The 20323-nt window shown below is 48.6% G+C and carries 13 protein-coding genes; 9 read left to right on the top strand and 4 right to left on the bottom strand.

Translation table 11 applies throughout. The features are described from left to right. Positions 1 to 187 precede the first annotated feature (187 nt). From lpxK to HMPREF1640_RS04200, 6 genes are all read left to right on the top strand, one after another. The gene (gene lpxK / locus HMPREF1640_RS04225) at positions 188 to 1387 is read left to right on the top strand and encodes a tetraacyldisaccharide 4'-kinase (protein ID WP_036892705.1); all 1200 of its coding nucleotides are present in this window, start codon (positions 188 to 190) and stop codon (positions 1385 to 1387) included. Continuing rightward, complete coding sequence (locus HMPREF1640_RS04220; protein ID WP_081935267.1) at positions 1272 to 2081, top strand: purine-nucleoside phosphorylase; 810 nt, start codon at positions 1272 to 1274, stop codon at positions 2079 to 2081. Before lpxK ends, HMPREF1640_RS04220 begins: the two co-directional genes overlap by 116 nt. A 113-nt stretch (positions 2082 to 2194) precedes the next feature. Beyond that, positions 2195 to 3307 carry a thiamine-phosphate kinase gene (gene thiL / locus HMPREF1640_RS04215; RefSeq protein ID WP_036892703.1) on the top strand — a complete coding sequence of 371 codons (1113 nt, stop codon included), beginning with the start codon at positions 2195 to 2197 and terminating at the stop codon, positions 3305 to 3307. A gap of 910 nt (positions 3308 to 4217) precedes the next feature. Beyond that, positions 4218 to 6272 (top strand): molecular chaperone HtpG, encoded by a 2055-nt coding sequence (gene htpG / locus HMPREF1640_RS04210; RefSeq protein WP_036892702.1) that lies wholly within the window; start codon positions 4218 to 4220, stop codon positions 6270 to 6272. Positions 6273 to 6422: 150 nt separating this feature from the next. Then, entirely contained in the window at positions 6423 to 7073 is a 651-nt protein-coding gene (gene nth / locus HMPREF1640_RS04205) for an endonuclease III (RefSeq protein ID WP_036892701.1), read from the top strand. Between the two features lie 3 nt (positions 7074 to 7076). Further along, positions 7077 to 7787, top strand: coding sequence for a DUF2461 domain-containing protein (locus HMPREF1640_RS04200; protein WP_036892700.1), 711 nt, complete (start codon positions 7077 to 7079; stop codon positions 7785 to 7787). A gap of 3 nt (positions 7788 to 7790) precedes the next feature. Here the strand turns inward: HMPREF1640_RS04200 and HMPREF1640_RS04195 are convergent, their stop codons facing one another. Together HMPREF1640_RS04195 and HMPREF1640_RS04190 are read right to left on the bottom strand one after the other, a co-directional pair. After that, positions 7791 to 9035, bottom strand: a complete 1245-nt coding sequence (locus HMPREF1640_RS04195) for a clostripain-related cysteine peptidase (RefSeq protein WP_036892698.1) — start codon at positions 9033 to 9035, stop codon at positions 7791 to 7793. A gap of 1 nt (position 9036) precedes the next feature. Further along, positions 9037 to 11730, bottom strand: a complete 2694-nt coding sequence (locus HMPREF1640_RS04190) for a valine--tRNA ligase (RefSeq protein ID WP_036892696.1) — start codon at positions 11728 to 11730, stop codon at positions 9037 to 9039. A gap of 119 nt (positions 11731 to 11849) precedes the next feature. Here HMPREF1640_RS04190 and HMPREF1640_RS04185 point away from each other — a divergent pair, with 119 nt between their 5' ends. Genes HMPREF1640_RS04185 through HMPREF1640_RS04175 form a run of 3 tightly spaced genes read left to right on the top strand, consistent with a single transcriptional unit; the run spans position 11850 to position 14264 of the window. Next, positions 11850 to 12746, top strand: coding sequence for a YabN family protein (locus tag HMPREF1640_RS04185; protein ID WP_197051483.1), 897 nt, complete (start codon positions 11850 to 11852; stop codon positions 12744 to 12746). Then, positions 12743 to 13324, top strand: a complete 582-nt coding sequence (locus HMPREF1640_RS04180; RefSeq protein ID WP_052051696.1) for a hypothetical protein — start codon at positions 12743 to 12745, stop codon at positions 13322 to 13324. The genes HMPREF1640_RS04185 and HMPREF1640_RS04180 overlap by 4 nt, the downstream gene beginning before the upstream one ends. A 25-nt stretch (positions 13325 to 13349) precedes the next feature. After that, complete coding sequence (locus HMPREF1640_RS04175) at positions 13350 to 14264, top strand: ribonuclease Z (protein ID WP_036892691.1); 915 nt, start codon at positions 13350 to 13352, stop codon at positions 14262 to 14264. A gap of 1234 nt (positions 14265 to 15498) precedes the next feature. Here the strand turns inward: HMPREF1640_RS04175 and HMPREF1640_RS04165 are convergent. Together HMPREF1640_RS04165 and HMPREF1640_RS04160 are read right to left on the bottom strand one after the other, a co-directional pair. Next, positions 15499 to 17001, bottom strand: coding sequence for a BACON domain-containing protein (locus tag HMPREF1640_RS04165; protein WP_036892686.1), 1503 nt, complete (start codon positions 16999 to 17001; stop codon positions 15499 to 15501). Between the two features lie 17 nt (positions 17002 to 17018). Continuing rightward, complete coding sequence (locus tag HMPREF1640_RS04160; protein ID WP_036892684.1) at positions 17019 to 20285, bottom strand: TonB-dependent receptor domain-containing protein; 3267 nt, start codon at positions 20283 to 20285, stop codon at positions 17019 to 17021. Between the last annotated feature and the right edge of the window lie 38 nt (positions 20286 to 20323).

Raw genomic sequence — 20323 nt, 5'->3', positions numbered from 1 at the left:
ATCGTATCCGTGCCTGTTGCTCTGTTGAAATTTTCACCTTGAAGCGTGAATGTCGTCAGTAACATGACAGACGAAAAGCGTTAGAGCGACGAAGAAACGCTGTCAAGATGAAGGCAACGTGAAAAGAAGGTAAGATAAACTTAAGGTTTAATTTTGGTCATTTTTTACAAAGCACTGCATATCAAACATGCGCACAGAGGGCGATCTTATCAAAATTAACGATTGGCTGTTGCCACTGAGTTGGCTTTACGGCATAGGCGTAGGCGTGCGAAACTATCTTTTTGAGATAGGCGTTCTCAGACAACGATCGTTCGATATCCCAGTAATCTCCGTAGGAAATATAACGGTAGGTGGCTCGGGCAAGACGCCCCATGTGGAATATATTGTGAGATTGCTTAGGGATATCGCAAAGGTTGGCGTGTTGTCGCGTGGCTATAAACGCAAAAGCCATGGATATGTTTTGGCCCATGGGGATACGCCCTTAAATGACATTGGCGACGAACCATGGCAAATGAAGCGGAAGTTTGATGACATATACATGGCTGTGGACAGGAGTCGTTGCAACGGTATCAACCGGCTTATGACAGATCCGGAGACCAATGACGTGGATGTAATAGTGCTTGACGACGCCTACCAACATAGGTATGTGAATCCGGGTATTAACATTTTATTGGTGGATTATCATCGACTTATCATTTATGACAAATTGTTGCCGGCTGGCCGCCTGCGCGAACCTTTGAAAGGAAAAAACAGGGCGGACATGGTTATCGTGACCAAATGCCCCAAGGATTTAAAGCCAATGGAGTTTAGGGTGCTAACCAAGGCCATGAATCTTTTCCCTTACCAAGATTTGTTTTTTACGTGTGTTGACTATGATTGGCCGCAACCTGTTTTCGCGGATTGTGCCGATCCTGTCAATGCGAACAAACAAAAACCTTTGGCTTTCCTTTCTAAAAAAAATGTATTGCAAGTCACCGGCATCGCTTCGCCGGAACAGATGGAGAACGACTTGCGTGCCAGATGTCGCACTATCACATCGTTGAAATTTGGCGATCATCATTTTTTCACGCCGAAAGATGTCGACTTGATAAACGTGACATTTGATAATTTGCCCTCACCTAAATTAGTTATTACAACAGAAAAAGACGCCTCGCGATTGATTAATACGGATGGACTTTCGCCAGAAGTGAAAGCGCATATATACGCTCTTCCCATTAAGGTGAAGTTCTTGCAAGGACAAGAAGAGGCTTTTAACACTAAAATAATAGGCTATGTACGCAAAAATTCAAGAAACAGCATCCTGGTTAAGACAAAGGATGAGAACAAACCCCAAGACCGCAATCATTCTGGGGACAGGTTTAGGACAATTAGCTTCAGAGATAACTGACACCTATGAGTTTTCTTACAAAGACATCCCCAACTTCCCCGTGTCTACCGTTGAGGGGCATGATGGCAAGCTGATTTTTGGCAAATTGGGTGGAAAGGATATCATGGCCATGAAAGGACGCTTCCACTTTTATGAGGGATACTCCATGAAAGAGGTAACATTTCCTGAGCGTGTCATGCATGAGCTTGGTATCGATACGCTCTTCGTAAGCAATGCGGCTGGTGGCATGAACCCAAATTTTAGCATTGGCGACTTGATGGTCATTACTGATCATATCAACTTCTTCCCAGAGCATCCATTGCATGGGCCTAATCTTCCCACAGGCCCGAGATTTCCGGACATGCACCAACCTTACGACAAGAAATTAGTGGAAATGGCAGATGGTATCGCTAAAGAGAAAGGCATCAAGTTGCAGCATGGTGTATACGTGGGCGTTCAAGGGCCTACGTTTGAGACGCCGGCTGAATACCGCATGTTCCATATCCTTGGTGGCGATGCCGTTGGCATGTCTACCGTGCCGGAGGTTATTGTGGCGCGCCACACTGGCATAAAAGTGTTTGGAGTAAGTATAATCACCGATTTGGGAGGCTTCGACGTCCCCGTGGAAGTTAGTCATGAAGAAGTGCAAGAAGCGGCCAATGCCGCTCAGCCCAAAATGACGGAGATCATGCGCGAGATGATCAGCCGGTCATAGCTGATATAAACATGGATGGGGAAATGTAATTTTGGATGGCGGCATGCTTCCAAGATGTTATTTTCCCATGTCTTGTTCATATTTTCACTTCATTCTTTCACTTATTTTTTTCAATGGAAATATCAAAACTCGGTGAGTTTGGGCTTATTGACCATATCACCAAAGACATTACCTTAAGAAACAAGTCTTCTGTTTATGGTGTTGGAGATGATTGCGCCGTGATGCACTATCCCGATACAGAGGTTCTTGTCACGACAGATATGCTCATGGAGGGCGTTCACTTTGACCTCACTTATATCACCATGCTGGAGTTAGGGTACAAAGCTGCCGTTGAAAACATTTCGGATGTTTTCGCCATGAACGGCACGCCACGACAGATGACGGTCTCATTGGCCGTAGGCAAACGATTTAAGGTAGAGGATATCGAAGATTTCTACAGGGGGCTTAAAGGGGCTTGTGACAAATGGAACGTAGATATTGTGGGGGGCGACACTACATCCTCGTTCACAGGTTTGGCTATCAGCATCACCTGCGTGGGTGAAGCGCGAAAGTGCGACATAGTCTACCGGAACGGCGCAAAAGAGTCTGATCTTATTTGTGTTACAGGCGACCTTGGGGCTGCTTATATGGGTTTGCAACTCCTGGAGCGGGAGAAAACCGTCTATTATCACCAAGTTGATGACTTGAACAAAAAAATTCGCAAGGCCAAACAAGAAGGGAACGATGCGTTGGTGAAGCATCTGCAAGAACAGGGTGCGCAATTAGCGAGTTTCCAGCCTGATTTTGCCGGTAGGGAATATTTGTTGCAACGGCAGCTTAAACCCGAGGCTCGGGGAGATATCATTAATCTCCTACGAGAGCACAACATACAGCCAACGGCCATGATGGACATATCGGATGGGTTAAGTTCTGAACTTATACACATTTGCAAGCAGAGCCATTGTGGTTGTCGTGTTTATGAAAAAAACATCCCTATAGACTATCAAACGGCTGTGATGGCAGAGGAATTGAACATGAACGTTATCACGGCGGCCATGAATGGCGGTGAGGATTATGAACTCTTGTTCACATGTTCTATAGGCGATCATAACAAGTTGAACGAATTGGAGGAGCATGGTATCAAACAAATAGGTTATATCACAAAAGAGGCTTTGGGAACACGCCTTGTTTCGAGAGATGGGGAAGAGTTTGATATTACGGCTCAAGGGTGGAATCCTTTACGATAGTTACCCATGCTAAAGGTTGTCATTTGAATTGTGTCATACACCATAACAACAAATTTATAATTTCTTAGTTTTGTGCAGCGTGATATAATTAGTACAATGACGCCAAAGAGAGCGCAAAGATATTGTCAGCCGCGGAAGAGCGTTTCGGGCCTGAAAAGCCATCGTTTGGCAAGGACGTGTCTTCCCTTCAACTATTTGCGTACTTCCCTAAAGCCGCTAAAGGGCGTGAGACAGAGAGCCATCATGCCATGACCAAACCTGCAAGCGACAATCGCCTAATGGTAGATGCGTAGGCAACTCCAAACGGAATTTTGGGGATTGATGAACTGTTCTTTTCAACAAACCACGTCCATCCGTTAGATCATCTACGCCGACAATACCATGGATGGTTGCCACCGTCAAGTTCGTTAAATCATAAAGACCAATGGCGTCTTTCCGACAGACACCGCGCTTTGCAGGCTTGTATGCCTTGCCCAGCGCAATATCCGCGAGAAAAGGACCATTCCGATAGCATACTTGGCGTAGACGTTGTTGCAATCGGCCATTATGCATAGAGAAAGATTCGAGACTATGTAACTCTGCGTTGCGGCGAGTTCCCTATCGTCGAGATGCGACAAGAAACCATGTCTCGACAACCAAGGTTAAGGCATAACAGAAAAACGGCTTGACACAGTTGGGTTGGCCAACCTATGAGAAATGGCAAAACGTATGCTGACGAGTGGAATAGTTAATTAGCATAACTTCTGTCTAATAAGACTAAAGTCACAATAAAGTATATGCCCAAACAATAAAAAACTGCAATATGGGGATTTGTTATCATAGGGCTTGCAATTCGCTACGGACTGGGGCGAAAAGTGTTTGGCATGTTTTTTGCAAACTATCGGGTGGATAAAGAATAAATTATATACGTATGAAAACTGGTAATATTGGGGTTACGACAGAGAATATTTTCCCCGTTATCAAAAAGTTTCTCTATTCAGACCATGAGATTTTTTTGAGGGAGATGGTGGCCAACGCGGTCGATGCCACCCAAAAACTTAACACGCTCGCTCAAAAAGGTGACTTTAAAGGAGAAAAAGGCGATATCACGATACACGTAATTTTGGACCCAAAGGCAAAGACACTGACTTTTAGGGACCGTGGCATTGGTATGACCGCTGACGAAATAGACAAGTATATCAACCAGATAGCATTCTCCGGCGTTACTGATTTTCTTGACAAATACAAGGATGAGGCTAACGCGATTATAGGTCATTTTGGATTGGGTTTCTACTCCTGCTTTATGGTTTCCGACCGCGTGGATATCATCACCAAGAGTTATCAAGCGGGAGCCAAAGCCGTGAAATGGAGCTGCGACGGCTCGCCTTCGTACACCATTGAAGACGCTGACAAGGCCGATCGTGGCACGGATATTGTGCTGCATGTCGCCGACGATTGCAAAGAGTTTCTCGAAAAAAGTCGCATAGAGCAATTGCTTAACAAGTATTGTAAGTTCATGGCTGTGCCAGTGGCGTTTGGCAAGAAAACCGAGTGGAAAGATGGCAAGCAGGTTGAAACCGAAGAGGACAACATTATAAACAACGTTGAGCCACTGTGGACCAAGACGCCGGCCACGCTCAAGGACGAAGATTACAAGGAGTTCTATCGCACGCTCTATCCCATGCAAGACGAGCCGTTGTTCTGGATACATCTTAATGTGGACTTTCCGTTCCATCTCACAGGCATTCTTTATTTCCCACGGGTGCAGAATACCATTGAGTTGCAGCGCAACAAGATACAGCTCTATTGCAACCAAGTGTTCGTAACTGACCAAGTTGAGAATATAGTGCCAGATTTCTTGACCTTGCTTCATGGCGTTATCGATTCTCCTGACATTCCGTTGAACGTCAGCCGGAGCTATTTGCAGAGCGATGCCAATGTGAAAAAAATATCCACATATATCACCAAGAAAGTGGCCGACCGCCTGCAACAAATATTCAAGGCCGACCGCAAGGACTTCGAGTCTAAATGGAATGACTTGAAATTGTTCATCCATTATGGCATGCTGTCGCAAGAAGACTTTTACGATCGCGCCAAAGATTTCGCGTTGTTTAAAGACGTTGATGGCAATTTCTTCACTTATGACGACTACAAAACGCTTATTAAGAGCGAGCAGACCGACAAGAATGGTGATTTGATCTACCTGTACGCCACCAACAAGGACGATCTGTATACATATATCTCCAATGCTAAAAACAAGGGATACAACGTCTTGTTGTTTGATGGCCAGCTTGAGGTTCCTATGATCAACCTATTGGAGCAAAAATTTGAGAAGTCGCGTTTCAGTAGAGTTGACGGAGACATCATAGACCGTCTCATCGTGAAAGAAGACGCCAACAAGACAAAAATGGAGCAAGCGGATCGTGACAATTTGTCAGAGTTGTTCCGCTCTCAAATGCCTAAGATGGACAAAGCCAATTTCAACGTAGAGGTGGAGTCGCTTGGAGAGAGTGCCTCGCCAGTAATTATCACGCAGAGCGAGTACATGCGTCGTATGAAAGAGATGAGCCAATTTCAACCCGGCATGAGCTTCTATGGCCAGATGCCCGACAGCTACACCGTGGTGTTAAATGCCGATCACCACTTGGTGAAAAATGTGTTGGACAATGCCAACAAGGCCACAGCCGACAGTTTGAAACCTGTTGATAGCGAGCTGAAGGGCTTGGAGGCTCGTCTTGCGGCACTTCGCCAAAGTCAAGACAAGAAAAAACCGGAGGAAATATCGCAAGAGGAGAAAGACGATGTACGGAAGACGGAGAAAGCCGCCAATGAGCAGCGAGACAAACGCAACGGGATACTCGCGGATTATGCCAAGGGCAATGGCATCGTGCATCAGTTGATAGATTTGGCCCTTTTGCAAAACGGTATGCTTAAGGGCGAGGCGTTAGACAAATTCTTAAAACGCAGCGTAGAACTTATCAAATAGTTAGGCGCTCATTGCTATAAAGGGGAGATGCCATGTATGTCATGTCGCTTACGGCGCGCGATGTCTCTTGTGGCGTCTCCTCTTTTTTTTATAATATGGCGATATTGCCATTTGTGGCGATAGCGGCAACCGGAAAACATAGAAAATAGCATGAAAAAAAAGGATAGGTACCAACAGGTGTTGGCTTATTTCAAGGAGCGCAAACCCATAGTGGGAACAGAGCTACAGTTTGGTTCCGCGTTCCAATTGTTATGTGCCACGTTGCTGTCCGCGCAGTGCACCGACAAGCGAATTAACGAGGTTACCCCTGCGTTGTTTCGTCGTTACCCCACATCCGGAGAGATGGCGCAAGCTGAGCCTGAAGACATTTATGAGTATATCCGTTCGGTGAGCTATCCCAACGCCAAGTCAAGGCATCTTGTTGAGATGGCCCGCATGATAGAATCTGACTATGATGGCGTGCTGCCCTCCGATCCGAAAGAGTTGGTCAAGTTGCCCGGTGTAGGTCGAAAGACGGCCAACGTGTTAATGGCCGTGTGGTTTGGCAAGGCCGCCATGGCGGTCGATACACATGTATTTCGTGTGGCTCATCGTTTGGGCTTGGTACCCAAGACGGCCAACACCCCGTTGAAAGTGGAGCTATGCCTCATGCGTGACATTCCTCGCGAGGATATTCCCAACGCTCATCATTGGCTGTTGCTGCACGGACGCTACGTTTGTCAAAGCGCGAAGCCTAAATGCGAAGTATGCCCGTTTGATGCGTTTTGCCCCAAACGGCTGGAAGGAAGTAAACTACAATAAACGATGAAAACAAAGAAAATACTACAGTTTCTATCAGACATCACTGCCAACAACAACCGAGAGTGGTATAAGGAGCATCAAGAAGAATACATGGAGGCGCGCCAATCGTTTGAGGATGGCGTGGCAAAAGCCATTGCCGCTATCAGCGTTTTAGATCACTCGGTGGCCCATCTTACGGTTAAGGACTGCACCTACCGTTTTTATCGCGACACACGTTTTTCGCCCGACAAGTCGCCTTATAAGCGACATTTTGGCGCTTATATATCGGCGCATGGCAAGAAAAATTTGCACGCTGGCTATTACCTGCACTTACAACCCAACCGTTGCCTTTTGGCCGTTGGGGCCTATTGGTTGCCCACCAACATATTGACCGCTATGCGAAATGAGATTATGGGCAATATCGACGAATGGCGCGAGCGCGTGGAAAACGAGCGTTTCGTAAAATGTTTTGGTTATGCTGGCGAGGGTGATTGGAGTGATGACCACATCGATCCTAAAGGCTTCGGCCTTGCGCATCTTAAGACGTCGCCGCGCGATTTCCCCGCCGACTATGAGTTTATACAGTATCTGCGCATGAAAGACTACTGCGCTTGGCAAGTCGTTCCGGACGATTTTTTTGAGGGAGACGCATGGCCAAAACGGATGGTTAGGCTCTTCGAGGTGGCCAAGCCAATGATGGACTTCACCAACAGTGTCATTGACGATTATGAGTGACGCTTAGTGTGTGGCTTTCCACCAGCTGGTTTTCCGTCGCCCCTTGGTGGCAACCGAGTTCCTACTTGGATCTGATATGGTCAGTCCTGAGTAGGATTTCACTTTTATTTTCACTGGCTCCCAATATAAAAAAGAATAAAGCGTGCCTGTGTTCGATTTGGCTCTTACCACCCTGTCCATTGTGGCGCGAAAATCACTTCGCAGATTAGGGTTGTCGCAAAGGCGTGTTACATAGTCGCCTAAATCGTAAAAAATGGGCGTTTTAAATCCATCCAACACCTGCAAGCTGTCCATTAACGCTTCGTTCAAAGTGTACCGTTTGTTTATTTCGCGCATGATGGTGCCCAAAGCCTCCAGCTCCCGACAGTCCACAGCGCTAAGCGCGCCATAAGGGTAGGTGTATTTTGAATAATAATCGTGAAAGGCAGAGACCACCTCGGCGTAGGCTGGCGTGGCATTGGCCAATGATTTCCAAATGGCTTGATACGGCATGCCTTGAGCCATCACTTCCGAGGTAGAGCCTATTAAAAAGTTGGTGGCATTGCGTAATTCGTAAGCGGTCTCAACATTAGCCATGTAACAGTCGTCAAACAAGATAAACTGCATCTTCATTCCAGCGTTCTGAATGCCTGCGGCAAGGTCTGTTATGTCTATGGCATTGGCCATGCTTGACACACTTCCGAAAAATCTTGTAGTGGGATAGCGGCTTGGTTGATGACCGCTTGACGGCATACGCTTGGCTTGCGGAGCCTCTACCCATACATGTTTCTTGGCTTGATAGGGGTAGCTTTCCCAGTCGCTTTTATAAGTCCAGCCACATCCGTGACACCCAATCATCATGGCATAGTTGAGCGCGTAGGCGTTAGCCTTCACGTCGTTGAGTATCTGCGCGATGCCGGCCGGCGTGGTATAATCGGTGCCCGTATACGTCTTGACGTTTTTGTGCGTTATCTGTTTGTTCTCGTATTTCACCTCATAAAGCTCTGATTGGGTGGCCGACCTGCTGATAAATACCATCAATCGGCCTGTCATTCCTTTGTTCTTGACGATGCTTCCTTCTATGCTGTCCAAGTTTTCAAGGAATATTCCGTACAGTCCTGCGCTGGTTTGACTGCCCGACCACGGCATGAACACCAACACGGTTTGCTTATTCACCTCGTTGATGTCCATGGGGTCGTCGCTGCCGCATGCCGTAAACACCGTGCTTGTGACAACCCAAAATAGGAGAATATGGATGATTTTTCTCATTTCATGCTTTTTCAAGGGCCGCGATCGACTCTTTAAGCATTGCTATTTTCTTCTCCGAGTCGCTTTGTTTCTTGCGTTCGCGCGCCACTACATCGGCAGGGGCGTGAGCCACAAACTTGTCGTTAGCCAGTTTTTTCTTGATGCCCATTAGGAACCCTTCCAAGTGTTTCAGTTCTTTTTCCTGTTTCTCAATCTCGGCGTTCACGTCTATAAGGTTGCCTACTGGCACGGCAAACTCGTGTGTGCCTACCATGAAAGCGCTGCTGTCCGCGGCTTTGTCGCTCACCACTTTGATGTCGCTCACGTTTCCCATCTTGGCGATAACGCTGTTGTAGGCCTCGTAATGGTTGCGCCCCACAGCCTGCAGCTCGAGCCGTTCTTTTTGCGCTATGTTCTTCTGGTTTCGCACGGTGCGCACCCCCGAAACCACTTGTTTCACACATTCCATGTCAGCGCACAGGTCGTGGTCGGTGGGGCGAGGGGTGCCTATGGCCATCGTGGCGTCCATGACGCTCTCCCCGTTTTTGCGGTCAAAGATGTGTTGCCACAGCTCCTCGGTGATAAAGGGCATGAAAGGATGGAGCATTTTGAGCAGGTTCTCAAAGAAATCCAATGTAGCCTCGTAGGTCACCTTGTCAATGGGCTTGCCGTATTCTGGTTTCACCATTTCCAAATACCAACTCGAGAACTCGTCCCAGAACAAGCGATACACGGTCATTAGTGCCTCGGATATGCGGTAATTTTTGAATTGGTCGGCCAGCGTGGCGTTCGCTTCTCGCAACTTTGCGTCAAACCATGCCACCGCGAGGTTGCACGCCTTGGGCTGTTCCATGTCGGCGGCCTGCCATCCACGCACCAATCGAAAGGCGTTCCATATCTTGTTGTTGAAGTTTCTGCCCTGTTCGCAAAGCGTTTCATCGAACAGTATGTCATTGCCGGCGGGCGCCGAGAGCATCATGCCCATGCGCACGCCATCGGCTCCATATTTATCGATGAGCTTCAATGGGTCGGGCGAGTTGCCAAGGCTCTTGCTCATTTTGCGGCCGAGATTGTCTCGCACAATACCCGTGAAGTAAACGTGCTTGAATGGGAAAGTGCCTCGATACTCATAGCCTGCCATGATCATTCGGGCCACCCAGAAGAAGATTATGTCTGGGCCGGTCACCAAGTCTGAGGTTGGATAATAGTATTTTATCTCCTCGTTGTCCGGATGATTTATGCCGTCAAACACCGAGATAGGCCACAACCAAGACGAGAACCATGTGTCAAGACAGTCGCTCTCTTGCGTCAAGTCATTGGCCGTCAGCGCCGGGTTTTGCCTCTTGGCTTGCTCCAAGGCCTCCTCCGCGCTCTTGGCCACCACGAACGCGTTTTTGCCCGACGCGTCCTTGAAATGGTAAGCCGGTATGCGATGCCCCCACCACAACTGCCTTGAGATGCACCAATCCTTGATGTTCTCAAGCCAATGGCGATAGGTGTTTTTGTATTTCTTGGGATAAAACTCTATCTCGTCGCTCATCACCGGCTCGAGGGCGATGTCGGCGAAATGACCCATCTTGAGAAACCACTGCGTCGAGAGTTTGGGCTCTATGGGCACCTTGGTGCGCTCCGAGAAACCCACCTTGTTGTCGTAGTCCTCTATCTTTTCCATCAGTTGGGCTGCCTGAAGGTCCTTTGAGATTTGCTCTCTCACCTCCATGCGGTCTTGCCCTACGTAGAGGCCGGCCGCCTCGGAGATAGTGCCGTCATCGTTAAAGATATCGATGGTCTCCAATCCGTGCTTCAATCCCAAGGCATGGTCGTTGGTGTCGTGCGCTGGGGTCACCTTGAGGCACCCTGTTCCAAACTGAATGTCCACATAATCATCTTCGATCACTTGAATGACGCGATTCACCAAAGGCACCACCACGTGCTTGCCACGTAGCCAAGTGTTCTTGATGTCGTCCGGATTGATGCACATAGCCGTGTCGCCCATGATGGTCTCGGGCCGTGTGGTGGCCACCACGGCGTAATATCCCTTGCCGTCTTGGTGTATCACGTTACCTTCGTCGAGCCGTTTCACGCTGGCTTGGTCCTCTTGGGCGACATAGTATTTCAAATAGAACAGCTTGGAATGCTCATCTTTATAGATTACTTCCTCGTCAGAGAGGGCCGTTTGCGCCTGCGGATCCCAGTTCACCATACGCACGCCACGATATATCAACCCTTTCTTATATAAGTCCACAAATACATTGATGACACTTTCCGAGCGTGTCTCGTCCATGGTAAAAGCTGTACGGTCCCAATCGCACGAGCATCCCAACTTTCGCAGTTGCTTCAATATTATGCCACCGTGCTCATGCGTCCACTCCCACGCGTGCTTCAGAAACTCGTCGCGAGAGATATCGGTTTTTTTGATGCCCTGTTGCGCGAGCTTGCCCACCACCTTGGCCTCGGTGGCGATAGAGGCATGGTCCGTGCCGGGAACCCAGCAAGCGTTCTTGCCCTCCATGCGCGCCCTGCGCACCAAAATGTCTTGTATCGTATTGTTCAGCATGTGTCCCATGTGAAGCACGCCTGTGACGTTGGGAGGCGGAATGACGACGGTGTAAGGCTCGCGCCCGTCGGGCTTGGAACTGAAAAGTTTATTCTTTAGCCAATACTCATACCATTTTGACTCTACCTCTTGAGGGTCATACTTGCTTGCTATTTCCATTGATGAACGTCTTATGTATCTGATTTATTCGTATAAAAACAATGCAAAGTTACGAATTATCCACCTAAAAGCCGTAACTTTGCATTAAAAAGATACTTAAAGTGCATACACGAGAAGAAATGTTGGCAGCTTTCGGACGGCTGCTCGACGTGCAATACCGCTTGCGCAAAGAATGTCCTTGGGACAGAAAGCAAACTTTGGACAGCCTTAGGCCCAACACTATCGAGGAGGTTTACGAACTTGCCGACGCGCTGTCCAAGCACGATAGCCGGGAGATTATGAAAGAGCTCGGCGACGTGATGGAGCATGTCATGTTCTACTCGCTCATAGGCGACGAGAGCCGTTCGTTCGACATAGCCGATGTCTGCGACCACGAAGCCGACAAACTAATGTTTCGCCATCCGTTTATAGACTGGCGCGAGTCAAGTGGTGATTGGGGAATAGACAATGAGCCTTTCGGCGTTTCCAATCCTGACATGAAAATCAACGGCCAAGGCCAAGTGGTCTACAAGGCTGACGAGACCGCGACAGGCGACACTCCGGAGACTGCCGGGCAGGTGGAGCGAACGTGGGAGCAAGTCAAGCAGCGAGAGCGCGATGGCAACGCGAGCGTGCTGAGCGGCGTGCCCCAAGCCTTGCCATCGATGATCAAAGCGTACCGCATTCAGGACAAGGCTCGCAATGTGGGCTTCGACTGGGAAAAACGCGAGGACGTGTGGGATAAGGTGCGCGAGGAGCTTAGCGAGTTGGAAACGGAACTGGGCAAAGAGGACGCGGAGCGATCGGAGAGCGAGCTTGGCGACTTCATTTTCAGCGTTGTCAACGCGGCGCGGCTATACCATCTTAACCCTGACAACGCCTTGGAGCGTACCAATCGCAAGTTTGTCAGCCGGTTCAACTATGTGGAGCGCAAGGTGAAGGCCTCGGGGCGACAGATGGGAGAGGTGACATTGGCGGAGATGGACACTCTCTGGAATGAGGCCAAACTGCATGAAAATAACAATGACGAGATATGAGAACATATTATTTTAAGGCAAAATTTAGTTTTGCCGCAATTTTGTTTGGGGCGTTATTCGCGTTAGGGAGTTGCCAATTTGGCTCCAAAAAAAACGCCCGGAAGCCTGCCGATACGCTCCAAGCGGACAACGCCGCGATAGACACCACCGTCTATGGCACATGCGGCGAGGGCACGGCCATGCACTCTTTGGAACTTATCACCGACGCGGGCGACAGCCTGCAATACATGATTCTTGAGAGCGCGGACGGCCAGCAAGACGTGCAGGGAGGCTTGTTGGTGGGCGACAGGCTCGCGGTGATAGAGGGCAAGGGCCCGGATAACGAGCGGGTGGCCAAGAAAGTGGTCAATATCACCACGCTCCTTGGCAAGTGGATAAGCTTGGACAAAAACTTTGACATCCTCGAAGATGGCACCGTCAGGTCGAATGTCAAGGCCGAGTCAAATCCTTGGACCAGCTGGAAAATACTGAACGGACAACTGTTGTTAAACAAGGACACCTTTGATATCGTGAAGCTTGGAAAAGACTCGCTCTACCTTGAAAACAAGCAGGGCATCTTCACTTTCAAGCGGCCATGACGCCATTTGTGCCTTGAGCGCCCGTATGGAACCTTTCAAGATACATATCCTTGGTTGTGGAAGCGCCACGCCTACGCTGAAACATAACGCCTCTTCGCAAGTGGTGGAGGTGCGCGGAAAATTTTTCATGGTGGATTGCGGCGAGGGCACGCAGGTGCAATTGCGCCGGGCGCATGTGGGTTTCGCAAAGATACAAGCCATCTTCATATCCCACCTGCATGGCGACCATTGCTTTGGGCTGATAGGGCTCATTTCCACTTTTGGCATGCTTGGGCGCACGGCGCCACTCCATGTGTACGCGCCGGCCGACTTGGGGCCCATGCTCGACGCCATGATAAAACTGTTTTGCGCCGGCCTCGAATTTAACGTGGTGTTTCACGCGGTGGAGACGGAGCGTCAACTTGTCGTCTATCAAGACCGCAGCGTTACCGTGGAGACCATCCCGTTGCAGCACCGCATACCATGCTGTGGCTATCTTTTCAGGGAGAGCCCCATGTTGCCGCACATTCGTCGCGACATGATAGACTTTTACAATATACCTGTGAGCCAAATCGCCAATATCAAAAACGGCGCCGACTGGGTCACTCCGGACGGCGAGATCATACCCCATGACCGACTGGTGTCGCCATCCGATCAGCCGCGCGGTTATGCCTATTGTAGCGACACGCGCTATATGCCACGGCTCTGGCAGGTGGTAAAGGGGGGCACGACGATATACCACGAGGCCACTTATGACAGCGGTTTGGCGGAACGCGCCAAGCTCTACTATCACTCCACGGCCGCGCAAGCGGCCATGGTGGCGCGCGACGCATGCGCCGGCAAACTCGTGCTGGGGCATTTCAGCGCGCGTTACGAAGACGAGAAAGTGCTTTTGCAAGAGGCGCAAGAGATATTCCCTCATACGGTTTTGGCAAACGAGGGATTGGTCATTGATGTTTAGGACGCCAAGATGCCCATGCGCCTTTTGTAAACTAAATTGTCTAAAACTTGCGCGCTCCATGATGGCCATCCTGCAGAAAAATGACTTGAAATTTTGCCTTTGTTTTGCTTGGATGCCCCTATGTTTACAATGTCGTTACGCCATTGGTATCTTATGGCGTTGTGTTTAGGATGTAATGGCGTTGCGATGAGGCTTGGAACGCATCGTGTCAAAGCGGTAATCACACAGCCATTAAGCACTAATCACTACAGCAAAGAAAAACTATTTGGCCTATATTTCTGCATTGTCCCCACAAATTTCTGGTTCATAGAACGTTACAGAAAACTCTCAAAACTGCCGTATTTTCGTTCGTCACCTTACTATTTTGAGAATAATCGAAACACGAGCGACCGTTTGTCAATATCTTTTCACTCTTTTTTCACTTCGTTCGGCGCCAAATTCCAACACGCCATATGGTTTCGTTGAGGCTATAGCCCATTCTTTTTGAGATATTCTATGCTTGTTTGTAATGTAAGATCCAATGTTGGCCGTTTTTCACGCCGACAAACAACCCTTGTGTGCCTGGCGGCATATCACCGGTCACAACTCAACGCTGTCATCGCCATCCTGTCATTGCGGGACGGTATATGGCGTATGGCTGTTGCTGAATAGTTACGCTCAACGGTTCCTTAATCGTTAAAAAAAAACAACTGTAACAAATCTTTTTCCCATTTTTAGGCGCTTTCCAATATAAACATTATCTTTGTAAAATTGGAATAATTTGATGGCGAAAGTTGTCAGTCTTCTTAAGATACGGTACTTTTTTTTGCTTATGCTTTTTATGTTATAGTTTTTTTTATGACCATACAATATATTATCATAATTAGCATAGTTGCCGTATGCGTTGGTATGGCAATTTACCACGTTTGTCGCGCCATCGCCAAACCTAATTCCGCGTGCGACGGCTGCCAGCTGAAAGATGCATGCGCGCGACACAAAAAAACGCAAGAACGTTTTGAACGCAAACGCTAAACTGTTGGCGTTGTATTAAGCAATATCTTTTATATTGATCTTGCCCCCCCTCATGATAGAGGTGGACGTATTGTCACGCGCGTGACCCTGACAAGGAACATTACGCCTGATTTGTCAAGGTTGTGATGGGCTTGGCTCGAACCGAGGCTATTGTTTACACTTAAAAACAAAAGGGGCATGTCAACAATTTTGACATGCCCCATTGATTTTGCGTTTCTTGAATTTATTCTGAAGCCTTGTGGCTTACGTATACGCTACCGCCAAGTTGTGGCTTGTCATTGTGCGATGTCTTATAGCCGATTACGGTGAGCGCGTCGCCTTCTTTCAGTCCTGCTTTTTTAACCAAACCTTTACGCGCGTCGCCTGTAGCGCCAAAGTAGGGTAGTAGGCCATAAAGGAATATCTCGCCAGTCTCGTCTTTGATGGTCATGTTGCCATAGTCGGGATTGGCAATTTTGGTGATTTTGCCCGTCACCTTGAAGTAAGACGCGTTATTGTCCGCCTTGGCCAATAGTTCGGCGACAGTGGCATTGCCAACCGCCACATGCTTCTCCGCGACGGCGCCTTTCATTTGGGCTTTGCCATTGTGCTCCGATCGTTTACCCACCAAGGTGACGATGTCGCCCTCTTTGTAGCCTTTTTTGACAAAGTTGGCTAATCCGTAAACAAAGGTCTCGCCAGAAAAGTCCTTGATGTAGAAGTTACCGTACTTGGTATTAACGACTTTTGTGATGATGCCCGACACCCGATATTGCTTGTCACCTACTTTGGCGGCAAGAAATTCGGCTATGGTTGCGGGAACGATGACGCCCTTTTGCGTAAGCATGGCTTCCGATACATAATCTTTTTTCCCATCCGTGGTATGGAAAGTGATGGATGTCTTTCGGTCGCCACCAGTGTTTGCGGCTGCCTTGAATGTCACCACCGCGTTCTTGCCCTTGGTCTTGATAGACGATATGGAAAGCCATTGCTTGGCGTCATTAGGTATGTCAACCGATACGCCCAGACCTTTGCAAGTGATGTATGCCACAAATTCTCCGCCCTCCAATGGCAGTTGGGCGTTCTTGACGGAGTCAACTTTGATTAGGGATTTGTTGATCTTCACGACCATAACCTCTTTTAATTGTGGCACGCCTTTGTAAGTGCCCCTCTGGCCTTGCACCGTGATTTCGTCTCCAGATTCTATTCCAAGTGTTTTAAACTTCCTTCGTTCGGCTTTTTTATTCAATGTGCCATATATGTAAAGGCTGCCTGTGGCATCCTTGAGCCAGTAGTTACCCCATTCCTCATTCTCTATTTTACCGACAACACCAGTTACCATATAGGTTTTGCCATCAATACCGGTGTTAACCTCGTTGCATGTGGCTGGCTTGGGCTTGGGCAATCCTTGCATCACATTCAGGTGTTGCTTCTGGTCTCCACATGTGACAATCAAGTCAGCGAGGTGCCCGTCCAAAGATTTGGGCGAGGTGAAAGTAACCTTTGTTTTGCCAGCGCTTCCTTTAATGGGCGACACGTTTAGCCATTTGGTGGTGCCAGTTGTGTCAATGCTCCACTCGTCGTTGGCATTGATGGTGATAGTTGTGGAGCCACCGTCCTGCGGAATAGTCACGTAAGAAGTTGAGAGCTGAACCTTTGACAGCCCAAAGTTATAGTCCACATCGTTGCATCCTGCTATCAGGATGAGCAGGGCCACAAATGACGGTATGATATATTTTAATTTCATGTTAATTTGGCGTTTTATTAGTTGAACATGTACTTAATACCCACAGATGCGTACCAGCATTGGCCGAGATTATGGTTGGGAGCCCATGTCTTAGCATTTTTATTTATGGCAGTGGGAGTGGAGAATGTGGCATAGCCATCGGCATCCACGCCCTCGTACTTCAATATACGTGGGTCGCCCGCGATTTCAGGATTGAAAATTTTGGCCACGCCCCAACTTGAGTTGAAGAAGTTGAGCACGTTTTTCATGTCAAAGCTGAGCTGCAGCAAGTGCTTGGTTTGTCCTACATTTACCTTGAAATCGTGCTTGTAACCGAGATCGATACGGTGAACCCATGGAGAGTATAAGCTGTATGCCTCAGTATATTCGCCCTGGTGATTTTTCAGATAGCTATTGTTATGAACGTAGTCCATGAAACGGGTCTTGTCGTCTTCAGATACAAAACGGAACTGTTTGTCAGCCACTTGCTGGTCTGTTGGGATGTAAATGGCGTCATAGTTGTATCCGTCACCGTTCATGTCGTTCACTGTCATGAACGAGTAGTTGTATGTGCCGCGTCGACCCTCGTAAATGAAGCTGTAATGGTTTCCACTCTTGTCGTTTATGTTAAGCGAAGCGATTAGGCGATCGGGTGTCACGTCTTGTGCGTTGTGCAGTCTCACGAAGTTAGGTCCGGTCACCGTGGACATATAGTTCAACACTGATGACGCGTTGGCTCCTGGCAGGCTCGTTAACTCTTTGGCAGCCGTGTGTGTGTAGGCCATCATAAGTTCCATCCAATCGAATGGACGTGCGTTCACGCTCAGGTTAAACATCCATCCATATCCTTTTTGTGTATTCTCGAGCATGTATGCGGGGCTGTTCACGGCAAAACCAACAGGGTAGATAGGGCGGTTGTCCGCGCCATTGAAGCGTGCGAAGCCACCCACATAGGGAACGCTCCAGTCTCTTAATACGGCGGAGTAGATATTTTTGTTGAGAATGCCCTCTACCGTCACGTTCAATGGGAATGACACGGGGATGGCGTAATCGACAGCCAACGAGGTTTTCCAAATCTGCGGCATCTTGAATTTTGGGTTGACGCCGCATATGGAGCGAGGCACGGTACCTTTTGTTGGGTCTATTGTCATGGGATAGCCCAATTCTTTAAGTTTGCCCTGTAGCGCTGCGACAGTGGGCTTGCCATTGGCGTCTGTTACCAATCCGCCAGCGAAAGTGTCCATGCTGAAGCCCATTTTCTTGGCCTCGGCAGCGTTGATTTGAGCTTGGTATTGTACCATGCCGCTGTTGGTTGGCATGTTGGTGAAGAACACCAAGGGCAGGCGACCGCAGAACAAGCCCGTACCGCCACGCACTTTCAAGCGCTCGTTGCCGAGCACGTCATAGGTGAAACCTACGCGCGGGGATAGCGTCACGTTGTTATCAGGCCATTTGCCGGTATCAATGTGCTGACCAAAGTAGTCAAGTTTCTTGATGGCATTGTTGGTCATCAGGTTGGAGTTGTCAAAGAACATGCCGTCCATGCGCAGGCCGTAGGTCAGTTTGAACTTGTCGGTGGCTTGCCATTCGTCTTGCACGTATACGCCCAACTTGTTATAGATAACACGTGCCGCTGGCGAAGATTCGCCATTGTATCCATATGTAAGGTTCACGATCTCGGGAGCGGCGCCATTCAAGAAATCATCCAATGTTTTATAACGGTAGTAGCCAGTTCCGCTACGCATGTATTGGTTGTCGGCCATTTGATGCTCGTAGCTCAATCCGGCCATGATCTTGTGGTTGCCAGTGTAATAGGTAATATCGTCTTTTGCGTTCCAGACGTTGTTGTGTACCGCGTTGTTCCATGTAAAGAGCTCGTACCCCAAAGCCATATAGTTCACGCCCTTGCCATCAAGTATGTCAATGAATGGGAACTCCGACGAGTTGGAATAGCGTACGTCATCGAGTTTGGAGTAAGTTGCGAGAAATTGGTTGGAGAGGTTGTTGTTAATTCTGCTGTTCAGGTCTAACGATATGGTTTTTACGATACCGTCTTTTGCATACATTGTATTGGCGAATGACATGGCATATTGTGAGAGTCGGGCGTAGGGCGATCTCGAGCCTCCATCCATCGAGGATGCGTTGGGTGCGCTCCATTGACGGTTCTTGGTGTAGTTGTAACGCAGGGCCAAGTGGTTCATGGTGTTGATATTCCAGTCCAATCGAGCCAAAATTTTATAGTTTGATTCTTCGCCCGGAAAACTACTGTATGACCCTGTGTCGTAGCCGTATTTGTCTTTCACAAATTTGGAAACGGTCTCCAAATCTTTCACCGTGGTGCGCGACTGATAGTTGTCTGCGTCCATAACGCCATTTTCAGAGGCTCGCCAGCGATTGGCCACCTTGGGTGTTTCAACCATTTCTCCATTGAGGAAGAAGAAGAGTTTGTCTTTCATAATGGGGCCGCCAAGCGTGAAACCATAAGTGGTGCTGCGGTCTTTCTCCCTTGCGCCGAGTATCTGGGTGTTATTGATGGCGTCGCCACGCATTTGCTCATTGCGGTGATAGGTATAGGCTGTGCCTTTGAACGTGTTGGTACCAGACTTGGTAATGGCGTTCACGCCGCCACCTATAAAGTTGGTTTGTCGCACGTCAAACGGCGATACCACCACTTGCATCTCCTCAATGGCGTCGATGGAGATGGGATTGCCGCCACCGGGCAGTGCGCTCGACAGGCCGAAGTTGTTGTTAAAGTCGGCTCCATCCACGGTGAAGTTCGCCGTGCGACCATCCGTTCCGCCGAAGCTCATGCCGTTGCCGCCATAAGGTGAAAGCCGCGTGAAGTCGGTAATGCTACGGCTCACGGTGGGCATGTTTTGCATCATCGTGTTTGAGATGTTGGTCGAGGCGCCTGTCTTCTCTGTGGTAAACTTGGTGCCCTTAGCCGAAATCACCACCTCGCCGAGCTGCTTTGCGTCTTCTGTGAGTGACACGTTCAGCCTGTACGTTTGTGCCAACTGGAGCGTAATGTCCTTCACTTCTTTGGTTTGATAGCCGATGTACGATATTTTCACTTCGTACGGGCCGCCCACGCGCATACCGTTGATGGTAAACATACCTTTGGTATTGGTGACGGCCATGTATCGCGTGCCCGACGGTGTGTGCACGGCCTCAACGGTAGCGCCGATTACACCTTCGTTATCGGCCGTAACCTTGCCATTAATACCGGATGTTGTGATCTGCGCCATGGCCGATGTGGTGAACATCAATACCATTGCCACCAGAAATAACAATCTCTTCTGCATAAGATTTATAAATTTTAAATTAAATAATGTTGAGGTAT

This window comes from Prevotella sp. S7-1-8, assembly GCF_000758925.1.
Taxonomy (GTDB): domain Bacteria; phylum Bacteroidota; class Bacteroidia; order Bacteroidales; family Bacteroidaceae; genus Prevotella.
Note: the sequence above shows the minus strand (reverse complement) of the source record. Positions and strands in the feature narration are given on the sequence as shown.